The 16728-nt window shown below is 70.9% G+C and carries 17 protein-coding genes and 1 pseudogene; 9 read left to right on the forward strand and 9 right to left on the reverse strand.

The window, feature by feature from the left end; all coding sequences use genetic code 11:
- Positions 1 to 66: 66 nt before the first annotated feature.
- Both EV671_RS12295 and fba read right to left on the reverse strand, forming a co-directional pair.
- A pseudogene (locus EV671_RS12295) lies at positions 67 to 399 on the reverse strand (gamma-glutamylcyclotransferase family protein); the annotation flags it as partial.
- 75 nt (positions 400 to 474) lie between these two features.
- Complete coding sequence (fba, locus tag EV671_RS12300; protein WP_132571655.1) at positions 475 to 1539, reverse strand: class II fructose-bisphosphate aldolase; 1065 nt, start codon at positions 1537 to 1539, stop codon at positions 475 to 477.
- A gap of 146 nt (positions 1540 to 1685) precedes the next feature.
- Between fba and EV671_RS12305 the strand changes: the two genes are divergently transcribed.
- Positions 1686 to 2705 (forward strand): STAS-like domain-containing protein, encoded by a 1020-nt coding sequence (locus tag EV671_RS12305; protein ID WP_132571657.1) that lies wholly within the window; start codon positions 1686 to 1688, stop codon positions 2703 to 2705.
- Here the strand turns inward: EV671_RS12305 and EV671_RS12310 are convergent.
- Positions 2702 to 3604, reverse strand: coding sequence for a pirin family protein (locus tag EV671_RS12310; RefSeq protein WP_132571659.1), 903 nt, complete (start codon positions 3602 to 3604; stop codon positions 2702 to 2704). The genes EV671_RS12305 and EV671_RS12310 overlap by 4 nt on opposite strands.
- Positions 3601 to 4155: an NADPH-dependent FMN reductase gene (locus EV671_RS12315; protein ID WP_132571661.1), complete on the reverse strand. Its 555-nt coding sequence runs from the start codon at positions 4153 to 4155 to the stop codon at positions 3601 to 3603. The genes EV671_RS12310 and EV671_RS12315 overlap by 4 nt, the downstream gene beginning before the upstream one ends.
- Positions 4156 to 4256: 101 nt before the next feature.
- Here EV671_RS12315 and EV671_RS12320 point away from each other — a divergent pair, with 101 nt between their 5' ends.
- A complete protein-coding gene (locus tag EV671_RS12320) occupies positions 4257 to 4466 on the forward strand; it encodes a heavy-metal-associated domain-containing protein (RefSeq protein ID WP_132571663.1) in 210 nt (69 codons plus the stop codon).
- 3 nt (positions 4467 to 4469) lie between these two features.
- Here the strand turns inward: EV671_RS12320 and EV671_RS12325 are convergent, their stop codons facing one another.
- From EV671_RS12325 to EV671_RS12340, 4 genes are read right to left on the reverse strand one after another with little or no spacing between them, the layout of a single operon-like run.
- Positions 4470 to 6698 carry a xanthine dehydrogenase family protein molybdopterin-binding subunit gene (locus EV671_RS12325; protein ID WP_132571665.1) on the reverse strand — a complete coding sequence of 743 codons (2229 nt, stop codon included), beginning with the start codon at positions 6696 to 6698 and terminating at the stop codon, positions 4470 to 4472.
- Between the two features lie 10 nt (positions 6699 to 6708).
- Positions 6709 to 7167 (reverse strand): (2Fe-2S)-binding protein, encoded by a 459-nt coding sequence (locus EV671_RS12330; protein WP_132571667.1) that lies wholly within the window; start codon positions 7165 to 7167, stop codon positions 6709 to 6711.
- Positions 7168 to 7227: 60 nt separating this feature from the next.
- A complete protein-coding gene (locus EV671_RS12335; protein ID WP_132571669.1) occupies positions 7228 to 9594 on the reverse strand; it encodes a hybrid sensor histidine kinase/response regulator in 2367 nt (788 codons plus the stop codon).
- The gene (locus tag EV671_RS12340) at positions 9594 to 11216 is read right to left on the reverse strand and encodes a FecR family protein (protein WP_165917545.1); all 1623 of its coding nucleotides are present in this window, start codon (positions 11214 to 11216) and stop codon (positions 9594 to 9596) included. Before EV671_RS12340 ends, EV671_RS12335 begins: the two co-directional genes overlap by 1 nt.
- Before the next feature lie 77 nt (positions 11217 to 11293).
- Here EV671_RS12340 and EV671_RS12345 point away from each other — a divergent pair, with 77 nt between their 5' ends.
- Positions 11294 to 11575, forward strand: coding sequence for a DUF2501 domain-containing protein (locus EV671_RS12345; protein ID WP_132571673.1), 282 nt, complete (start codon positions 11294 to 11296; stop codon positions 11573 to 11575).
- On the opposite strand, the gene EV671_RS12350 is transcribed toward EV671_RS12345, so the two are convergent.
- Complete coding sequence (locus tag EV671_RS12350) at positions 11565 to 12269, reverse strand: TetR/AcrR family transcriptional regulator (RefSeq protein ID WP_132571675.1); 705 nt, start codon at positions 12267 to 12269, stop codon at positions 11565 to 11567. The two genes, EV671_RS12345 and EV671_RS12350, sit on opposite strands and share 11 nt — an antisense overlap.
- Positions 12270 to 12418: 149 nt before the next feature.
- Here EV671_RS12350 and EV671_RS12355 point away from each other — a divergent pair, with 149 nt between their 5' ends.
- Genes EV671_RS12355 through EV671_RS12380 form a run of 6 tightly spaced genes read left to right on the forward strand, consistent with a single transcriptional unit; the run spans position 12419 to position 16720 of the window.
- Positions 12419 to 14026, forward strand: a complete 1608-nt coding sequence (locus EV671_RS12355) for a carboxyl transferase domain-containing protein (protein WP_132571677.1) — start codon at positions 12419 to 12421, stop codon at positions 14024 to 14026.
- A gap of 2 nt (positions 14027 to 14028) precedes the next feature.
- Entirely contained in the window at positions 14029 to 14544 is a 516-nt protein-coding gene (locus tag EV671_RS12360) for a GNAT family N-acetyltransferase (protein WP_243655699.1), read from the forward strand.
- A 46-nt stretch (positions 14545 to 14590) separates the two neighbouring features.
- Positions 14591 to 14914 carry a type II toxin-antitoxin system VapB family antitoxin gene (locus tag EV671_RS12365; RefSeq protein ID WP_132571679.1) on the forward strand — a complete coding sequence of 108 codons (324 nt, stop codon included), beginning with the start codon at positions 14591 to 14593 and terminating at the stop codon, positions 14912 to 14914.
- A complete protein-coding gene (gene vapC, locus EV671_RS12370) occupies positions 14911 to 15318 on the forward strand; it encodes a type II toxin-antitoxin system VapC family toxin (protein ID WP_132571680.1) in 408 nt (135 codons plus the stop codon). The genes EV671_RS12365 and vapC overlap by 4 nt, the downstream gene beginning before the upstream one ends.
- A 5-nt stretch (positions 15319 to 15323) precedes the next feature.
- The gene (locus EV671_RS12375) at positions 15324 to 16112 is read left to right on the forward strand and encodes an enoyl-CoA hydratase/isomerase family protein (RefSeq protein ID WP_132571681.1); all 789 of its coding nucleotides are present in this window, start codon (positions 15324 to 15326) and stop codon (positions 16110 to 16112) included.
- The gene (locus EV671_RS12380; RefSeq protein WP_132571682.1) at positions 16109 to 16720 is read left to right on the forward strand and encodes a DUF4126 domain-containing protein; all 612 of its coding nucleotides are present in this window, start codon (positions 16109 to 16111) and stop codon (positions 16718 to 16720) included. Before EV671_RS12375 ends, EV671_RS12380 begins: the two co-directional genes overlap by 4 nt.
- The last annotated feature ends 8 nt before the right edge of the window (positions 16721 to 16728 follow it).

Here is a 16728-nt window from a genome sequence, read left to right on the forward strand (position 1 = left end):
TAGCCGGGCGATTGTGATCCCGCTGCGTGGGATGACCCGGCCGTCAATGGGGCTTATTGCCGGCGCTCAGCACGTCGAAGCCGACGTAGCGGGCACTGAAGCGTGCATGGCCTTCGCGTGCGAAGGCGTCGGGTCCCAGTCGCCGGGCAGCAGTCGGGCGGCGAACTCCGGGCGGAAGCGGTAGACCCAGGCGGCCACGGCGCCGCCACCGTCCAGCATCACCTCGACGCGCACACGCTCGTACTCCCGGCCCTCGAAGGCATCCAGGCGCGCCAGAGCGTCGGCGTCGACATCACGGTAGAGGCACCCGCTCACCATGCCGCCCGGCGCCACCACCAGGCCAGGGTAATCCTGGCCGCGCACCGGATGGCGCGCGTGGCCCGCCAGCGAGGCGGGCTCGCTGACGAACGCGGCCGCAGACGCGGGCCATGATGTCGGCCCACATCAGCGAGCCGTAGGTGAAGCAGTGACGGGTCACTGAACCTTTTGCGCCAGCTCGCCGCGCGCGTAGGCGCCGGCGATGTCGACCAGCGTGCGCGCCTTGATCTTGGCGGCCTGGCCTTCGCAGCCGAACTCCATATAGCGCTGCTTGCAGATGGCCTTGGCGGCCTCGCGGGCGGGCTTGAGCCATTCGCGGGCGTCGAACTTGTCGGGGTTCTCGGCCAGGAACTTGCGCACCGCGCCCGTCATCGCGAGGCGGATGTCGGTGTCGATGTTGATCTTGCGCACGCCATGCTTGATGGCTTCCTGGATCTCCTCGACCGGCACGCCGAAGGTCTCCTTCATCTTGCCGCCGTACTGATTGATGATGGCCAGCAGGTCCTGCGGCACGCTGGACGAGCCGTGCATGACGAGGTGGGTGTTGGGGATGCGCGCGTGGATTTCCTTCACGCGGCCGATGGCCAGGATGTCGCCCGTGGGCTTGCGGCTGAACTTGTAGGCGCCGTGGCTGGTGCCGATGGCGATGGCCAGCGCGTCGAGCTGGGTGGCTTTCACGAAGACGGCGGCCTCCTCGGGGTCGGTCAGCATCTGGCTGTGGTCCAGCTTGCCCTCGGCGCCGATGCCGTCTTCCTCGCCGGCGTCGCCGGTCTCGAGGTTGCCCAGGCAGCCCAGCTCGCCCTCGACGGTGACGCCGACCTTGTGCGCCATCTCGACAACGCGGCGGGTCACGTCCATGTTGTAGTCGAAGGAGGACGGCGTCTTGCCGTCTTCCATCAGCGAGCCGTCCATCATGACCGAGCCGAAGCCCAGGTCGATGGCGCCGGCGCAGACCTTGGGGCTGGTGCCGTGGTCCTGGTGCATGACCAGGGGGATGTGCGGGTACATCTCGGCCGCGGCCTGGATCAGGTGCTTGATGAAGGGCTCGCCGGCATATTTGCGGGCGCCGGCCGAGGCCTGCAGGATGACGGGTGCACCGACCTCGTCGGCCGCGGCCATGACGGCCTGCACCTGCTCCAGGTTGTTGACGTTGAAGGCTGGGATGCCGTAGCCGTTTTCGGCGGCGTGGTCCAGCAACTGGCGCATGGAGACGAGAGGCATGGGAATTCCCCGGTGGAGTTGAGAAATCTGGGCCGACTGCGACGCCAACCGTAGTTGGTAACCGCGTCGTAACTGAGTGGGGATTCTATGGAGTCGCGGGCATGCCCCACCCCCATGGATGAGAGTAGCCACCACAATGCCCGGCCATGACGCGCCTCGTCTTCGACCACCTCATCAACTGGATCACCGCCGCGGCCAGCGAGCATTCGCACGACCTGGTGGCCCATGTCGAGGAGCGCACCGGCGCCAGCCACCGCGCCGTGCTGTCGGCGCTGAAACGCCTGGTCGACGCCGGCTGGCTGGCCCGCAGCGGCACCGGCCGCCGCCCGGTATTCGCCCCCGGCAGCCTGCGCCAGGTGGCGCGCAGCTACACCCTCTACGGGCTGCAGGAAGACCTGCCCTGGCAGCGCGACTTCGCACCCCATTTCGCGCTGCCCAAACACGTCGAACGCATGGTGCAGCACGGCTTCACCGAGCTGGTCAACAACGCGGCCGACCACTCCGGCGGCAGCAGCGTCACCGTGTCGCTGCGCCAGACGCCCACGCATGTGCAGTTGCTGGTCAGCGACGACGGCTGTGGCGTGTTCGACAAGATCTGCACCGCCTTCCAGCTCGAGGACAGCCAGCACGCGATGCTGGAGCTCAGCAAGGGCCGCCTGACCAGCGCGCCCGACGCCCACACCGGCCGCGGCCTGTTCTTCAGCAGCCAGCTGGCCGACGTGTTCGACATCCACGCCAACAACACCGCCTACCAGCGCCGCGCCTGGGAGAGCAGCGGCTGGAAGAAGGGCCGCGCACTGCCGCGCCAGGGCAGCAGCATCTATATGGCCATCGCGCTGAACACGACGCGCACGCTGGACGGCGTCATGGCGGCCTGGAGCATCGCCGGTGACGGCATAGCCTTCGACCAGACGCGCGTGCAGCTGCGCCTGCTGGCCGGCGAAGGCCAGGCCCTGGACTCGCGCGCCGCCGCCCGCCGCGTCGGCTCGCGGCTGACGACCTTCAAGCGCGCGGAGATCGACTTCGACGGCGTGACCGACGTGGGCCACGGCTTCACGGACGAGCTGTTCCGCGTGTTCGCCAGGGCCCATCCGCAGATCGAACTGGTGGCGGTGAACGCAACGCCGCGGATAGCGGCGCTGGTGCAGAGCGCGCGGGCGGGCTAAGGCTTTCTGAGCGCCGGCACCGGCGGCACCGGGATGCGCGGGCCGACATAGCCCTTGACGACGCCGAAGCGGCCGCCATCCTCGCGCGCCCAGTCGGCCGCCCAGGCCTGCATCTCGGCCGGCTCGCGGCCGACGAAGTTCCACCACAGCAACGGCGGCTGGGCCCAGGGCTCGCCGCCGAGCAGCAGCAGGCGCGTGGCCGCCGCGCAGCGCAGCTCGACCGCCTCGCAACCCGCGCCGACGTAGAGCAGCGTGCCCGGCCTGACGGTCTCGACCGCATCGTGGCCGGCCGGGCTCACATCCACCTCGCCCTCGAGCAGCATGAAGCCGTGCTCGAAGCGGGCATCCAGCGCCAGCGTCGCGCAGGCCGGCCCGGTGGCCGCCAGGTCCACGCCCAGCAGCGGCGTGAAGCTGGGCACCGGCGAGCGCCGGCCGGCGAGTTCGCCGACCAGCACGGTCGCGTCCCAGCCCTCGCCCAGCGCGGCCCGCGGCAGGTCGGGGAAATGCTGGAAGCTCGGAGCCCTCTCGCGTTCGGCATCGGGCAGCGCGATCCACAGCTGCGCGAGGTGGATGCGGTCGGACAGCGACTCCTCGCTGTGCGAGATGCCGTGGCCGGCCGTCATCAGGTTGACCTCGCCGGCACGCAGCACCTGCTCCGAGCCCAGGCTGTCGCGGTGCCGGATCTCGCCTTCGATCATCCAGCTGAAGGTGGCCAGCCCCGTGTGCGGATGCGGGCCGACGTTCATGCGCTTGTCGCGCGGCAGCGTGGCCGGGCCGGCATGGTCGGCGAAGCACCAGGCGCCAACCGTGCGGCGCCCCTTGTTCGGCAGCGAGCGCTGGATGGGCAGGCCGCCGACATCGCTGACGTGGCTCTCGATGCGCTCGACGAAGACGCTCATGACGACCTCCTGCCGACAAAGCCGACAAAGCCCTGCACGAACTGGCCAAGTTGCTCGCGCACTCTGTCGTCGACGAGATGGCCGTCGGCATCGAAGACCGTGCCGGCCCGCGACACCATCAGCCGTCCGGCCATCCAGAAGTCGCAGCCGAAGGCCCGCAGCACCGACAGCAGCGCATCCTGCGACTGCACGGTGCCGAAACCGCCGGGCGTCGCGCCGACCAGGCCGGTGGGCTTGCCGCCGAACAGCTTCGTGCCCTCGCCGCTGGGGCGCGACAGCCAGTCAAGCCCGTTCTTCAGCACGCCGGGGATGCCGTTGTTGTACTCGGGCGTGCCGATCAGCAGCGCATCCGCCGCACGGATGGCCTCGCGCAGCGTGGTGACCGCCTCGGGGATGCCCTGGGCCTCGACGTCGCCGTCGTACAGCGGGATGCCATGCAGCGTGCGCAGCTCGATGCTGACTCCCGCGGGCGCCATGCCGGCGGCGGCACGCAGCAGGGCCGTGTTGTAGGAGGCGCGACGCAGCGCGCCGCTCAAGGCGATGATCTTCATGGAGCCCCTCATGGCAATGAGACGGCCATGATGCCAGGACGCATGGGCAACTTGCCCGTCATAGGATGACGGCCTGCCCGACTCGAAACAGCGATCCCACGATGCAGCACCGCTTCACCCTGCCCGACATGAGCTGCGGCCATTGCGTCGCGGCCATCACCGAGGCCCTGAAGACCGCCGACGCCCAGGCTGAGATCCAGGTCGACCGCGAGGCCAGGACGGCCGAGGTGGGCAGCGCCCTGCCCCGCGAGGCCCTGGCTGCGGCGCTGACCGAGGCCGGCTACCCGCCGGCCCCGGCAACGCCGGCCTGAAGCTCAGGCGAAGCGGAAGGGCAGCTCGCGCTGGCGCTGGCCTGTCAGCCGGGCCACCGCATTGGCGAGTGCCGGCGCCAGCGCCGGCAGGCCCGGCTCGCCCATGCCCTTGGGCGGGTCGTTGCTGGGCACGATGCTGACGGTCATCACCTTGGGCGCGTCCGGCATGCGCGGCATGGCCACGTCCTGGAAGTTGCCCTGCTCCACCACGCCGTCCTTGAACGTGATGCGGTGGGTCGGCATCGTCGTGCCCAGCGCCATGATGGCCGCGCCCTGCACCTGGGTCTCGACCGCGCGCGGGTTCACGCAGAGGTTGCAGTGCACGCCGGCATGCACCTCCTCCAGCACCGGCCGGCGGTCCTTGCCCTTGCCCTTCAGGCTGGCGACGACGACGTAGGCGACGACGGACTCGAAGCTCTCGTGCAGGGCCACACCCCAGGCCTGACCGGCCTTGAGCTTGCGCTTGCCATAGCCACTCTTGTCGACGGCGGCCTGCAGGGCCTGGCGGTGGCGCTCGGCCTTGGCGTTGCCCTCCATCAGCTTCATGCGATAGGCGACCGGGTCCTGCTGCGTCGCGAACGCGATCTCGTCCACCAGCGTCTCCATGACATAGGCCGTGTGCGTCGAGCCCACCGAGCGCCACCACAGCACCGGCACGTTGACGTCGGGATGGTGGACGCTGAGGTTCATCGGCAGCTCGTAGGGCTCGCGCATGCCCTCGATGCTGGTGCCGTCCACGCCCTTCTGGTAGCCGAAGCCTTCCAGCGGCGAGCCCTTCAGGATGCTCTGGCTGACGATGCGGTGCTGCCAGCCGACGACCTTGCCGGCGGCGTCGAAGCCGATCTCGGCACGGTGCACGGTCATGGGCCGGTAGTAGCCGGCCTTCATGTCGTCCTCGCGGCTCCAGATCACCTTGACCGGCATGGGCTGGCCCGCCTGGGCGAGGGCCACGGCCACAGCCGCCGCCTCGCGCGGCCATTCGGTCGCGGGCGTCGCGCGGCGGCCGAAGCCGCCGCCGGCCATCAGCACGTGGATCTGCACCTGCTCGGGCTTCAGGCCCACGGCCTTGGCCAGGTTCATCGCGTCGATGCCGGGCATCTGGGACGCGTAGTAGAAATCGCAGCGGTCGGCCTTCAGGTCCACCGTGCAGGCCAGCGGCTCCATCTGGGCGTGGTTGAGGTAGGGGAAGACGAAGTCCGCGACGATCTTCTTCGGCGCCTTGCTCCAGGCGCTGGCGTCGGCTTGCAGCTCGGGCTTGGGTGCCGGCGTGCCGGGCGTCCTGGCCAGCGCCAGGTACTGGGCCGTCAGCGCCGCCGTGTCGGGCTTGGGCGTGCCGGCCAGGTCCCAGGCTATCTTCAGCGCATCGCGGCCCTTCTTGGCGGCCCAGTAGCCGCTGGCGACGACGGCCACGCCCTGGCCGCCGCGGTCCAGCGTCACCGGCAGCACGGCCTTGACGCCCTTGACCTTCAGCGCCTCGCTGCTGTCGAGCTTCGCGACCTTGCCGTTGAAGACCGGCGGGCGCTGGATGACGGCCACCACCATGCCGGGCAGCTGCACGTCCATGCCATAGGCCTGGGTGCCGGTGCTCTTGGCCTTGGCCACGGTCAGCGTCGTCGGCTGGCCGATGCGCCTGAAGCTCTTCGGGTCCTTCAGCGTGACGGCCTCGGGCACCGGCAGCTTCATCGCCGCGTCGAAGAACTCACCATAGCCGGCACTCCTGCCGCCGCCGCTGATGACGCCGTTCTCGGCCTTCAGCGACGAAGCCGGCATGCCCCAGCTCTGGGCCGCGGCCGCGACCAGCATGGCCTTGGCACGCGCGCCGAGCTCGCGGTACTGCTGGTAGCTGTTCTTCACCGAGTTGGAGCCGCCGGTCAGGTGGATGCCGAACAGCGGGTCGACGTACTCGCCCTTCTGGTCGCCGAAGCCGGTGCGGACCTGGGACCAATCGGCGTCCAGCTCCTCGGCGCAGATCATGGCCAAGCCGGTCTCGATGCCCTGGCCCATGTCCATGCGGTTGCACAGGATGGTGGTCGTGCCGTCTTTCGCGATGTTGACGAAGGCCAGCGGCTGCTCGGTCGGCCTGGAGCCGGGCCTGGCCTTGGCGTCCTGCGCCACGGCGATACCGGGAAGGAGCGCCAGGCCGACGGCGCCGCCGACGGTGGTGGTGACGAAGGCGCGGCGGCTCAGGCCGCGACCGCTCACTATTTGATCGATGCGTTGCGGGTTCAGCATGACAGCCTCCTCAAGCGAGCTTGGCCGCGGCCGCGTGGATGGCGGCGCGGATGCGGGTGTAGGTGCCACAGCGGCAGAGGTTGCCGGCCATGGCCGCGTCGATCTGCGCGTCGGTGGGCTTTTTGTTGCCGCGCAGCAGGGCGACGGCGCTCATGACCTGGCCGCTCTGGCAGTAGCCGCACTGCGCCACGTCATGCTCGACCCAGGCGGCCTGCACGGCCTGGCCGACCTTGTCGCCGGCAAGGCCCTCGATGGTCGTGACCTGGGCGCCGGCCACGGCGGAGACCGGCATCATGCAGCTGCGCACCGGCGTGCCGGCCACATGCATCGTGCAGGCGCCGCACTGGGCCGCGCCGCAGCCGAACTTGGCGCCGGTCAGCTGCAGCTCCTCGCGCACCGCCCACAGCAGGGGCATGTCGGGGTCGGCGTCCAGCGCGACGGCGCGACCATTGACGTTCAGGTTGATCATGAGAGCCTCCTGGGGTGGAAGCCGGCGACTCTAGCCAGAAGCTCTATCCATGCAATTCACTCAGGCTTTGGCGTACTTGGCCAGGGCCTGCAGCAGCGCGGCCAGGCTGAGCGGCTTGGTCAGATGGGCATCGCAGCCGGCCTGCAGGGACTGCTGCACGTCGGTGTCGAAGGCATTGGCCGTCAGCGCGACGATGGGCATGCGCGGCCGCCCTTCGGAGGACTCGATGGCCCGCCAGCGGCGCGTGGCCGCGAGCCCGTCCAGCACCGGCATCAGCATGTCCATCAGCACGAGGTCGAAGTCCTGGCTGCGCAGCGCGGCCAGGGCCTGCTCGCCGTCGCGCACGCGTGTAATGCGGTGGCCCAGCGGCTGCAGCATGCCCTCGATGACGAGCACGTTGACGTCGTTGTCCTCGGCCAGCAGCAGCGCCAGCGGCCGGCCCGGCGCGACGCGCTCGGCGCGCGGCGGGGCCAGGTCGGCCTGCGGCGCGGGGGTATCGGGCAGGTCCAGCGTCACCTCGAAGCGGCTGCCCTCGCCCGGGCGGCTGCGCACGCCGACCTCGCCGCCCATCAGCCGCGCGAGGCTGCGCGTGATTGACAGGCCCAGGCCGGTGCCGCCGAACTCGCGTTCGATGCTGGCGTCGGCCTGCGCAAAGGGCTGGAAGATGCGCTCCAGCCGCTCGGGCGCGATGCCGATGCCGGTGTCCTTCACGCTCAGGGCGACCAGGCCGGCGGCATCGCGCGACAGCTCCACCGTCACGCCGCCGGCCTTCGTGAACTTGATCGCGTTGCCGACGAGGTTGTTGACGATCTGCGCCACGCGCTGCGGGTCGCCCAGCACCCAGCCTGTGGCCTCGGGGCGCGCGAACAGGCGCAGCCACAGGCCCTGGCTCTGGGCGCGCTCGCGCAGCAGCTCGAGCTGCAGTTCGACCAGGTCGACGAGGTTGAAGGCGTGGGCGACCAGCTCGAGCCTACCGCTCTCGATGCGGGCGTTGTCCAGCAGGTCGTTGATCAACGCGAAGACCTGGCGGCCGGCGTGGCCCAGCACTTCGACGTAGTGGGCCTGGTCGGGCTTGAGCGGCGAGCGGGCCAGGATGTCGGAAAAGCCCAGCACGGCGTTCATCGGCGTGCGCATCTCATGGCTGACCTGGGCCAGCAGCTCGGTCTTGGCGCGGCTGCGGGCCTCGGCGAGCTCGCGCTCGCGGGTCAGCTCGCGCTCCCGCGTCAGGGCCCGGCGGCGCTGCTCCAGCGCCGAGGCCAGCAGCACCAGGCACAGCGCATACAGCGCCGGCGCGACGGTGGCCAGCCAGCCGGCCCGCGTGGCGGCCCAGGCGACCAGCAGGATCAGCGCCAGCGCGAGCACCGCCACGGGCGCCTGGCGCCTGAAGCCCAAAGGCAGCGCGGCGCAGGCCAGCAGCAGCGCGCCCAGGGCCCAGGCCGGCGCGCCGCGGTCGCGCAGCACGAGGCCGGGCTCGGCGCCCAGGGCCTCGAACACGGCGGCGTTCAGCGCCATGCCGCTGAGCCGGCCCTGGGGTGTCATGACCTCGTCCGCAAAAAAGGCGCTGCTGCCGACAAACACGCTGCGGCCGGCCAGTTGCCTGGCCAGCCCGGTATCGTCGACCTCGCCCAGGGCCGCCCGCATCAGGCGCTGCCAGGAAATGCGCGCCAGCTCGCCACCGTTCAGCGGCAGGCGCAGGCGCAGCCGGCCCTGTTCGTCCACCGGCCAGCGGCGCGCACCGGCGACCAGCTCGCCGGCCTCGACGCGCCAGCCGGTGGCGCCGTCGGCCCGCAGCCGCGCGGCCAGGGCCAGGCTGGGCAGGCCGCGGCCCCGCACCTGGTGCAGCAGGGGCAGCTGGCGCAGCAGGCCGTCGTCGTCCAGCGCGACCGAGATGAGGCCCAGGCTGCCGGGCAGGGTCAGGGCGTCCAGCAGCGGGTCGGACGGCGCCGTCAGCCCGGCCCAGGAAAGGCCGGCCGGCGCGGCGCCCACGCGCCGCAGCGCCGCCGCTTCGGGCGGCGTGGCCCCGGCCAGCTCGACGCCGGCGCGCTGCTGCGGCGCGAGGCCAGCCGCGGCCAGCACCGTCGGCAGGTTGCCGGCAAGGGCCTCGGCGAAGCGGGCGTCGCCCTCGCGCGGGCCGGCGAAGACGATGTCGATGACGACGAGGCGGGCTCCGGCCTGGCGCAGATAGTCCAGCATCAGCGCATAGACCTCGCGCGAGTACGGCCACTCGCCCAGCGGCTCGCGCAGCGCTCGCAGCGAGGCGTCGTCGATGTCGACGATGACGCTGCCGGGCTCGGCGGCCGGCGCGGGCGCCGCGGCGCGCACGAGGGCGTCGCCCAAGACCCGGTCGACCCGCGGCTGCACGCCCAGCAGGCTCAGCAGAGCCCAGAGCACGAGCGCTCCGGGCAGGGCGAGCCCGGGCCAGCGCATCAGAGCAGCGGCACCAGCACGAGCGGCAGCAGCCAGAGCCAGCGCGGGTAGGGCTGCTCGATCATCTGCGTCTGCCCCCAGGGGCTGGCCGCACCCGCGGCGTTGAAGGCCCGCGCACGCAGGAAGTACTTGCCGGGCGAAGGCTTGGGCATCACGAGCTCGGGCTTGTCGGTCGAGAAGCGCTGCACGTCGGCGCCGTCGAAGGCCTCGGTCTTCGCCCACTCCAGCTCGTAGCGCGCGACGCCCTCGTCCGCGCGCCAGCGCAGCCGGAGCTGGTCGCCGTCCACCCGCGGCTCGGCCGGCGGCGGCGCGGGCGGCGGCGGCTTGATCTCGAAGCGCTGCGGGTCGCCGAAGGGGCCGGCATGGCCGTTCGCCTCGACGGCGGCGATGCGCCAGTGGTAGAGGCCATCCGGCAATTTCGCGTCGTAGCCCGCCGCGTCGATGGGCGGCTGCAGGGCCAGGTCCTTGAAGCCGGCATCGCGCGCGATCTGGAGGCGCACGCCGGGCGCTGCCGTGTTGCGGCTCCAGGCCAGGTTGATGCCGCCGCTGTAGCTGACGGCGCCGTCGGCCGGCGCCTGGATGAAGGGCGGCTCGGGGCGGGCCTGCAGATGGATCTCGGCATCCGCCGCGGCGCCTTCCTGGCCACGGACGTCGATGCCGCGCAGGCGCAGCGTGTAGTCGCCATCGGGCAGCTCGCGTGCCTCGGGCCAGGCGGCCACGGGCTCGGTCACGCGCGCGTCCAGCAGCAGGCGTTCGAAGTCGCCCTTGGCGTAGAGCTGGGCGCGCCAGGCCACGGCGCCGGCCGGCGACGCTGTCCAGGCCAGGCGCAGCGGCAGGCGCTCGGCGGTGCGCGGCAGCGTGGTCAGGTCGGGCGCCGGCAGCAGCGGCGCGACGCTGCGCGCCGAGCCTTCGGCCAGCAGGCCCTGGCCGCTGGCGACATTGGGGCCGAGGCCGTCGGCATGCACCGCGCCACTCAGCACCTGCATGCGACTCTGCGCGCCGGCCGTCTGCACGCGGAACTCGGTGCCGCGCACGCCGAGGTTGACGTGGGGCGTGCGCAGTTCGTACAGCGGCACGCGCTGGACATTGGGCACGACATGGTTGTCCGCGCCGCCCTTGCCCAGGTTCAGCGTGACGGCGGGGATGGCGCCGCGGCCGAGCACGAGGAGCTGCTCCAGCGTGACCTCGCTCTCGGGCGGCACCAGCAGGCGCGAGCCGTCGGCGAAGCGCAGGCTGGCGCTGGCCTGGGCGCCGGTGCGGATGCGGTCGCCGCCTTGCAGCGTCGCGCCGGTGGCGAGGGCCTCGTCGGTGCCGCCGCGCTGGCGCTTCACGTCACCCTTCACGAAGACGGCCTCGGCCACGCTGGCCTCGCGCCTCAGCCAGGCCACCGGCATGCGCAGCGTCGCGCCGGGCCTGAGATGCAGCGGGTCGGCCACGTGGTTGAGCTTCTGCAGGTCGCGCCGGGTCCGGGGCGGCGCCAGCCAGGCGTCGGTCAGCGAGATCAGCGTGTCGCCGGCCGCGATGCGATAGCGCCAGTCCAGGTCCGCGCCATCGGGCTCCGCGTGCAGTGCGCCCGCCCCCAAGCACAGCATCGCCGTCAGCCAGACTCTCAGTCGGTTCATCGCCACGCCCACCTCCTCCGCAGGGAGGCTCATCCTAGCGACTGCCCGAGAATGCCGAACCGAAAGAGGAGGGCTTGATGTCAGCGATTTCTCGCTTTGTCGGCTGGCTTCGCCGCCACCCGCTCGCCTGCTTCGGCCTGATGGTGCTGGGCTTCATCGCCTTCGGGCTGCTGACGCTGGACCTGGTGCGCGTCGTCGGCGCGAACGCGGCCTTTCTGTCCGAGAACGGCTGGCAGGGCCTGATGGACGGCGGCCTGCGTCAGCTGCTGGAGCTGGCGGCCACCACCGTCGCGGCGATGGCGGCCTGGCTGCTGTTCAAGGTCTGCGAGACGGTGCTGGTGCAGTCGGTCACGCGCTAGCGGCCATGGCGTCCTGCAACTGGGAACGCAGCCGGCGCAGCCGCTGCAGTTCCTGGCCGGGCGCTTGCAGGGCCGGCCACAGCAGCGCGACGAGATCGCGGGCGCTGGCCTCCACGTCGATCTGGCGGCCGGTGATGACGACCTCCCACAGCATCTGCTCGATCGGCCCGAAAACCAGCGAGCGCAGCAGGCGCAGCGGGATGTCGCGCCGCACCTCGCCGGCCTCCTGGCCACGCGCCAGCAACTCCATCAACGGCGCGGTATAGCGGCGCTGCAGTTCGACGAGGCCTTCACCCAGGTCGAGGTCCTGGCCCTTGGCCCGGCCCTCCGACAGCACCAGCGCGCAGATCCCCGTGCCCTGGACGAGGAAGACCCGCAGGTTCATCAGCACGAGGTATTCCAGCTGCTCGCGCACCGGCGCGGCGCGCGGCAGCCCGGCTTCCATGGCCGCGATGTTCTCGTCGTACCAGTCCTGAATGACCCGCTGGCAGAGCTCGCGCTTGGCGCGGAAGTAGGTGAAGATAGTCGCTTCGGAGATGCCCAGGCGCTGGGCGATCTCGGTGGTCGTCGCGCCCTCGTAGCCGCGCTCGGCGAACACCTCGCGGCCGATGCGCAGGATGTCGCGCACGCGCTGCTCGGCCTTGGGGCCGGCGGGGGATCGGCGTTGCGGGGCGGCGGTGGCTGCAGGGCTCATCGAGCGTATTCTGCGCAATTATTGAGTCACACTCAAGTCGCCATTGCATCCGTGTTCACCCTGGATTATCCTGACGCACCTCATGCGGCTCACGAGGCCGCCCATTCATAAATTGAGTGTCGCTTAAGCGGCCCTCGCCGGGAGACTCCATGCCGGTCCTGACCACCCAGCTCAACCCCCGCTCCGCCGATTTCAAGGCCAATGCCGACGCGATGCACGGCCTCATCGACGACCTGAACGCGCGCCTGGGCCGGATCGCCCAGGGCGGCGGCGAGGCCGCGCGCGCCAAGCACACGGCGCGCGGCAAGCTGCTGCCGCGCGACCGCGTCGAGATGCTGCTGGACCCGGGCACGCCCTTCCTCGAACTGGCCCCGCTGGCCGGCCTGAACATGTATGACAACGCGGCCCCGGGCGGCGGCGTCGTGGCCGGCATCGGCCGCGTGGCGGGCGTGGAGTGCATGGTGGTGTGCAACGACGCCACCGTGAAGGGCGGCACCTACTATCCCATCACCGTCAAGAAGCATCTGCGCGCGCAGGAGATCGCCCAGCAGAACCGCTTGCCCTGCATCTACCTCGTGGACAGCGGCGGCGCCAACCTGCCCAACCAGGACGAGGTCTTCCCCGACCGCGACCACTTCGGCCGCATCTTCTTCAACCAGGCCAACCTGAGCGCCGAAGGCATCCCGCAGATCGCCGTCGTGATGGGCTCGTGCACGGCCGGCGGCGCCTATGTGCCGGCGATGAGCGACGAGACCATCATCGTGAAGAACCAGGGCACCATCTTCCTGGGCGGCCCGCCGCTCGTGAAGGCGGCCACCGGCGAAGTCGTCACGGCCGAGGACCTGGGCGGCGGCGACGTGCACACCCGCCTTTCCGGCGTTGCCGACCATCTCGCCAACAACGACACGCATGCACTGGCCATCGCCCGCAACTCGGTCGCGCGGCTGAACTGGAGCAAGGCCAACCCGCTTGCAATGCAGCAGCCGAAAGCGCCCGCCTTCGACCCCGCAGAGCTGCACGGCGTGATCCCGACCGACACCCGCAAGCCCTTTGACGTGCGCGAGGTCATCGCCCGCATCGTCGACGGCTCGGAGTTCGACGAGTTCAAGGCCCGCTACGGCACGACCCTGGTCTGCGGCTTCGCCCACATCGAGGGCATGCCGGTGGGCATCGTCGCCAACAACGGCATCCTGTTCGCGGAAAGCGCCAACAAGGGCGCCCACTTCATCGAGCTGTGCTGCCAGCGCAAGGTGCCGCTGGTCTTCCTGCAGAACATCACCGGCTTCATGGTCGGCCGCAAATACGAGAACGAGGGCATCGCCCGCGCCGGCGCCAAGATGGTGACGGCGGTGGCCTGCGCCCAGGTGCCCAAGTTCACCGTCATCATTGGCGGCTCTTTTGGCGCCGGCAACTACGGCATGTGCGGCCGCGCCTACAGCCCGCGCTTCCTGTGGATGTGGCCCAACGCGCGCATCTCCGTGATGGGTGGCGAGCAGGCGGCCAGCGTGCTGAGCACGATCCGCCGCGATGGCATCGAGGCCAAGGGCGGCAGTTGGAGCGCCGACGAGGAAGAAGCCTTCAAGGCGCCGATCCGCCAGCAGTACGAGGACCAGGGCCACCCCTATTACGCGTCAGCGCGGCTGTGGGACGACGGCGTCATCGACCCGGCCGACACGCGCCGCGTGCTGGCGCTCGGGCTGTCGGCATCGCTGAATGCGCCGATTCCCGACACCAAGTTCGGCGTGTTCCGGATGTGATGATGATTCGCCCCCTCCAACCCGGCGACTCCTTCGAGACGCTCACCGCGCTGCTGCACGCCGCCTACGCCAGCCTGGCCGCTCAGGGCTGGAACTTCACGGCCGTGGACCAGAGTGTGGACGTCACGCGCGAGCGCCTGGCCGGCGCCCAGGGCTTCGTCGCCGAGCTGGATGGCCGCATCGTCGGCACCGTGGCCGTGCGCGGCCCCAAGCCCGCCGGCGAGGCCTACATCGCCGACCCGCCACCGCCGCTGTACACGACGCCCGGTACGGCCATCCTGGCCCAGCTCGCCGTCCACCCGGACTGCCGCGGCCTGGGCCTGGGCGAGCGGCTGATGGACGCCGCCGAGGCCTGGGCGCTCGGTCAGGGATTTGCGCAGCTGGCGCTGGACACGGCCGAACCCGCCGCCGCACTGCGCCGCCGCTATGAGCGGCGCGGCTATGTCACGGTGGGCGCCGTGCAGTGGCAGGGCAAGACCTATGCGTCGGTGCTGATGAGCAAGCGGCTCGCTGCCTGAGCCGCAACGCATAAAATACACAAGAACATCACCATTCGTACACACCATGCGCACCAACATCGACATTGACGACGACTTGATGGCCGCCGCAATGGCAGCCGGCCCGTTCAAGACGAAGCGGGAAGCCGTCGAGGCCGGGCTGCGCATGCTGGAAAAGCAGGCGGCGGTGCGCGAACTCCTGAGGCTCGAAGGCAAGCTCGACTGGGGCTGGGAGGGCGAGGAGCGGCTGAACGGTGAAGCCAACTGGTCGACGACGGCCCCGCCTGCCGGCGCCGCCAAACCGGCCGCCAAACCGGCCGCCAAACCCACCGCCCGCCGGCCGGCGGCTGCCAAGCCGGCGCGCACACCAGACCGCAGGAGCGCGCGGTGATCGTCGCCGACAGCAGCGTCTGGATCGACTACTTCAAGGGCCTGCCCTCGATCGAGCGCGACACCTTGCGCGAGCTGCTGCGCAACAGCCCGTCCCAGCTCATCGTGCCCGACCTCGTGCTGTTCGAAGTGCTGCGCGGCTTTCATCACGAGCGCGCCCAGCGGCTGGCTCACGCGGCCTTTCAGGCCTTGCAGATGACAGGCGCCGTCGACCCCGCCGCGGCGGAACGGGCCGCGCAACGCTATCGCCGCCTGCGCGAAGCCGGCATCACGGTGCGCAGCAGCATCGACGTGCTGCTGGCCTCCTATTGCATCGACCACGACTTGATCCTGCTGCAACGCGACCGCGACTTCGTTCCCTTCGAGACCCACTTCGGCCTGCGCCTGCTGCGCCCGCTGCACTGACGACCATGACCGCTCCCGCCCTGAATCTCGCCATCGCCGGCCCCGTCGCCCGCGTCACGCTGAACCGCCCCGAGGTCCGCAACGCCTTCAACGAGGGCCTGATCGCCGAGCTGACCGCGGCCTTCACCGAACTCGGCGCCCGCGATGACCTGCGCGCCATCGTGCTTGCCGCCGAGGGCAAGGCCTTCTGCGCCGGTGCCGACCTGAACTGGATGAAGGCCATGGCCGCCTACTCGTGGGACGAGAACCATGCCGACGCGACCCGCCTGGCCGACATGCTGTGGGCGATCTACAGCTGCCCGGTGCCGGTCATCGTGCGCGTGCAGGGCGACGTCTACGCCGGCGGCGTGGGCCTGGTGGCCTGCGCGGACATCGTCGTGGCGGTAGACACAGCGGGCTTCTGCCTCAGCGAGGCCAAGCTGGGCCTGCTGCCGGCCACCATCGGGCCCTATGTCGTCAAGGCCCTGGGCGAGCAGGCCTCGCGGCGCTATTTCGTGACGGCGGAGCGCTTTTCGGCCGACGAGGCCAAGCGCCTGGGCCTGGTGCATGAGGTCGTCGCGGCGGATGCGCTGGACGCCAAGGTCGACGAGCTCGCTGCCGCCATCGCCGCCAACGGCCCCGCTGCCGTGCGCGCCTGCAAGAAACTCGTCAAGGACGTGGCCCCCCGCGAGATCACGCTGGCGCTGCGCGACGACACCGCGCGGCGCATCGCCGACATCCGCGCCAGCGCCGAGGGGCGCGAGGGCGTGCAGAGCTTCCTGAACAAGTCCAGGCCGTCCTGGCTGCCGGGATGAATCTCGACACCGCCCACCTGCTCGCCCTCGCCGCCGCCCTCGGCTGGGCCAGCGGCCTGCGCCTGTACCTGACGGTGCTGCTGGTCGGCATTGCCGGGCACTGGGGCTGGATCACATTGCCGCCGGGCCTGCAGGTGCTGGCCTCGCCGCTGGTCATGGGCTGCGCGGCGGTGCTCGCACTGATCGAGTTCCTGGCCGACAAGATCCCGCTGGTGGACAGCGCCTGGGACGCGCTGCACACGCTGATTCGCATCCCGGCTGGTGCGGCCCTCGTGGCCGGGCTGGTGAGCGGCTGGGCCGGCGACCATGGCGAGGCCTGGACGGCCATGGCCGCGCTGCTGGGCGGCGGCCTCGCGGCCACGGCCCATGCGGCCAAGGCCAGCACGCGCGCAGCGGCCAACACCTCGCCCGAGCCCTTCTCCAACATCGGCCTGTCGCTGATGGGCGACGTGGCCGTGCCGACCATGCTGTGGCTGGCCTGGGCGCATCCCTTCGTCTTCTTCCCGCTGCTGGCGCTGTCGCTCGCCGTCATGGCCACGCTGATCTGGTTCTGCTTCCGTTTCCTGCGCGCGCTGCTCCGCCGCGTGCGACGCTCAGCTCCTGCATGACGTCCCGC

Origin of the sequence: Roseateles saccharophilus (assembly GCF_004342485.1) — a bacterium.
Lineage (GTDB): Bacteria > Pseudomonadota > Gammaproteobacteria > Burkholderiales > Burkholderiaceae_C > Pelomonas > Pelomonas saccharophila.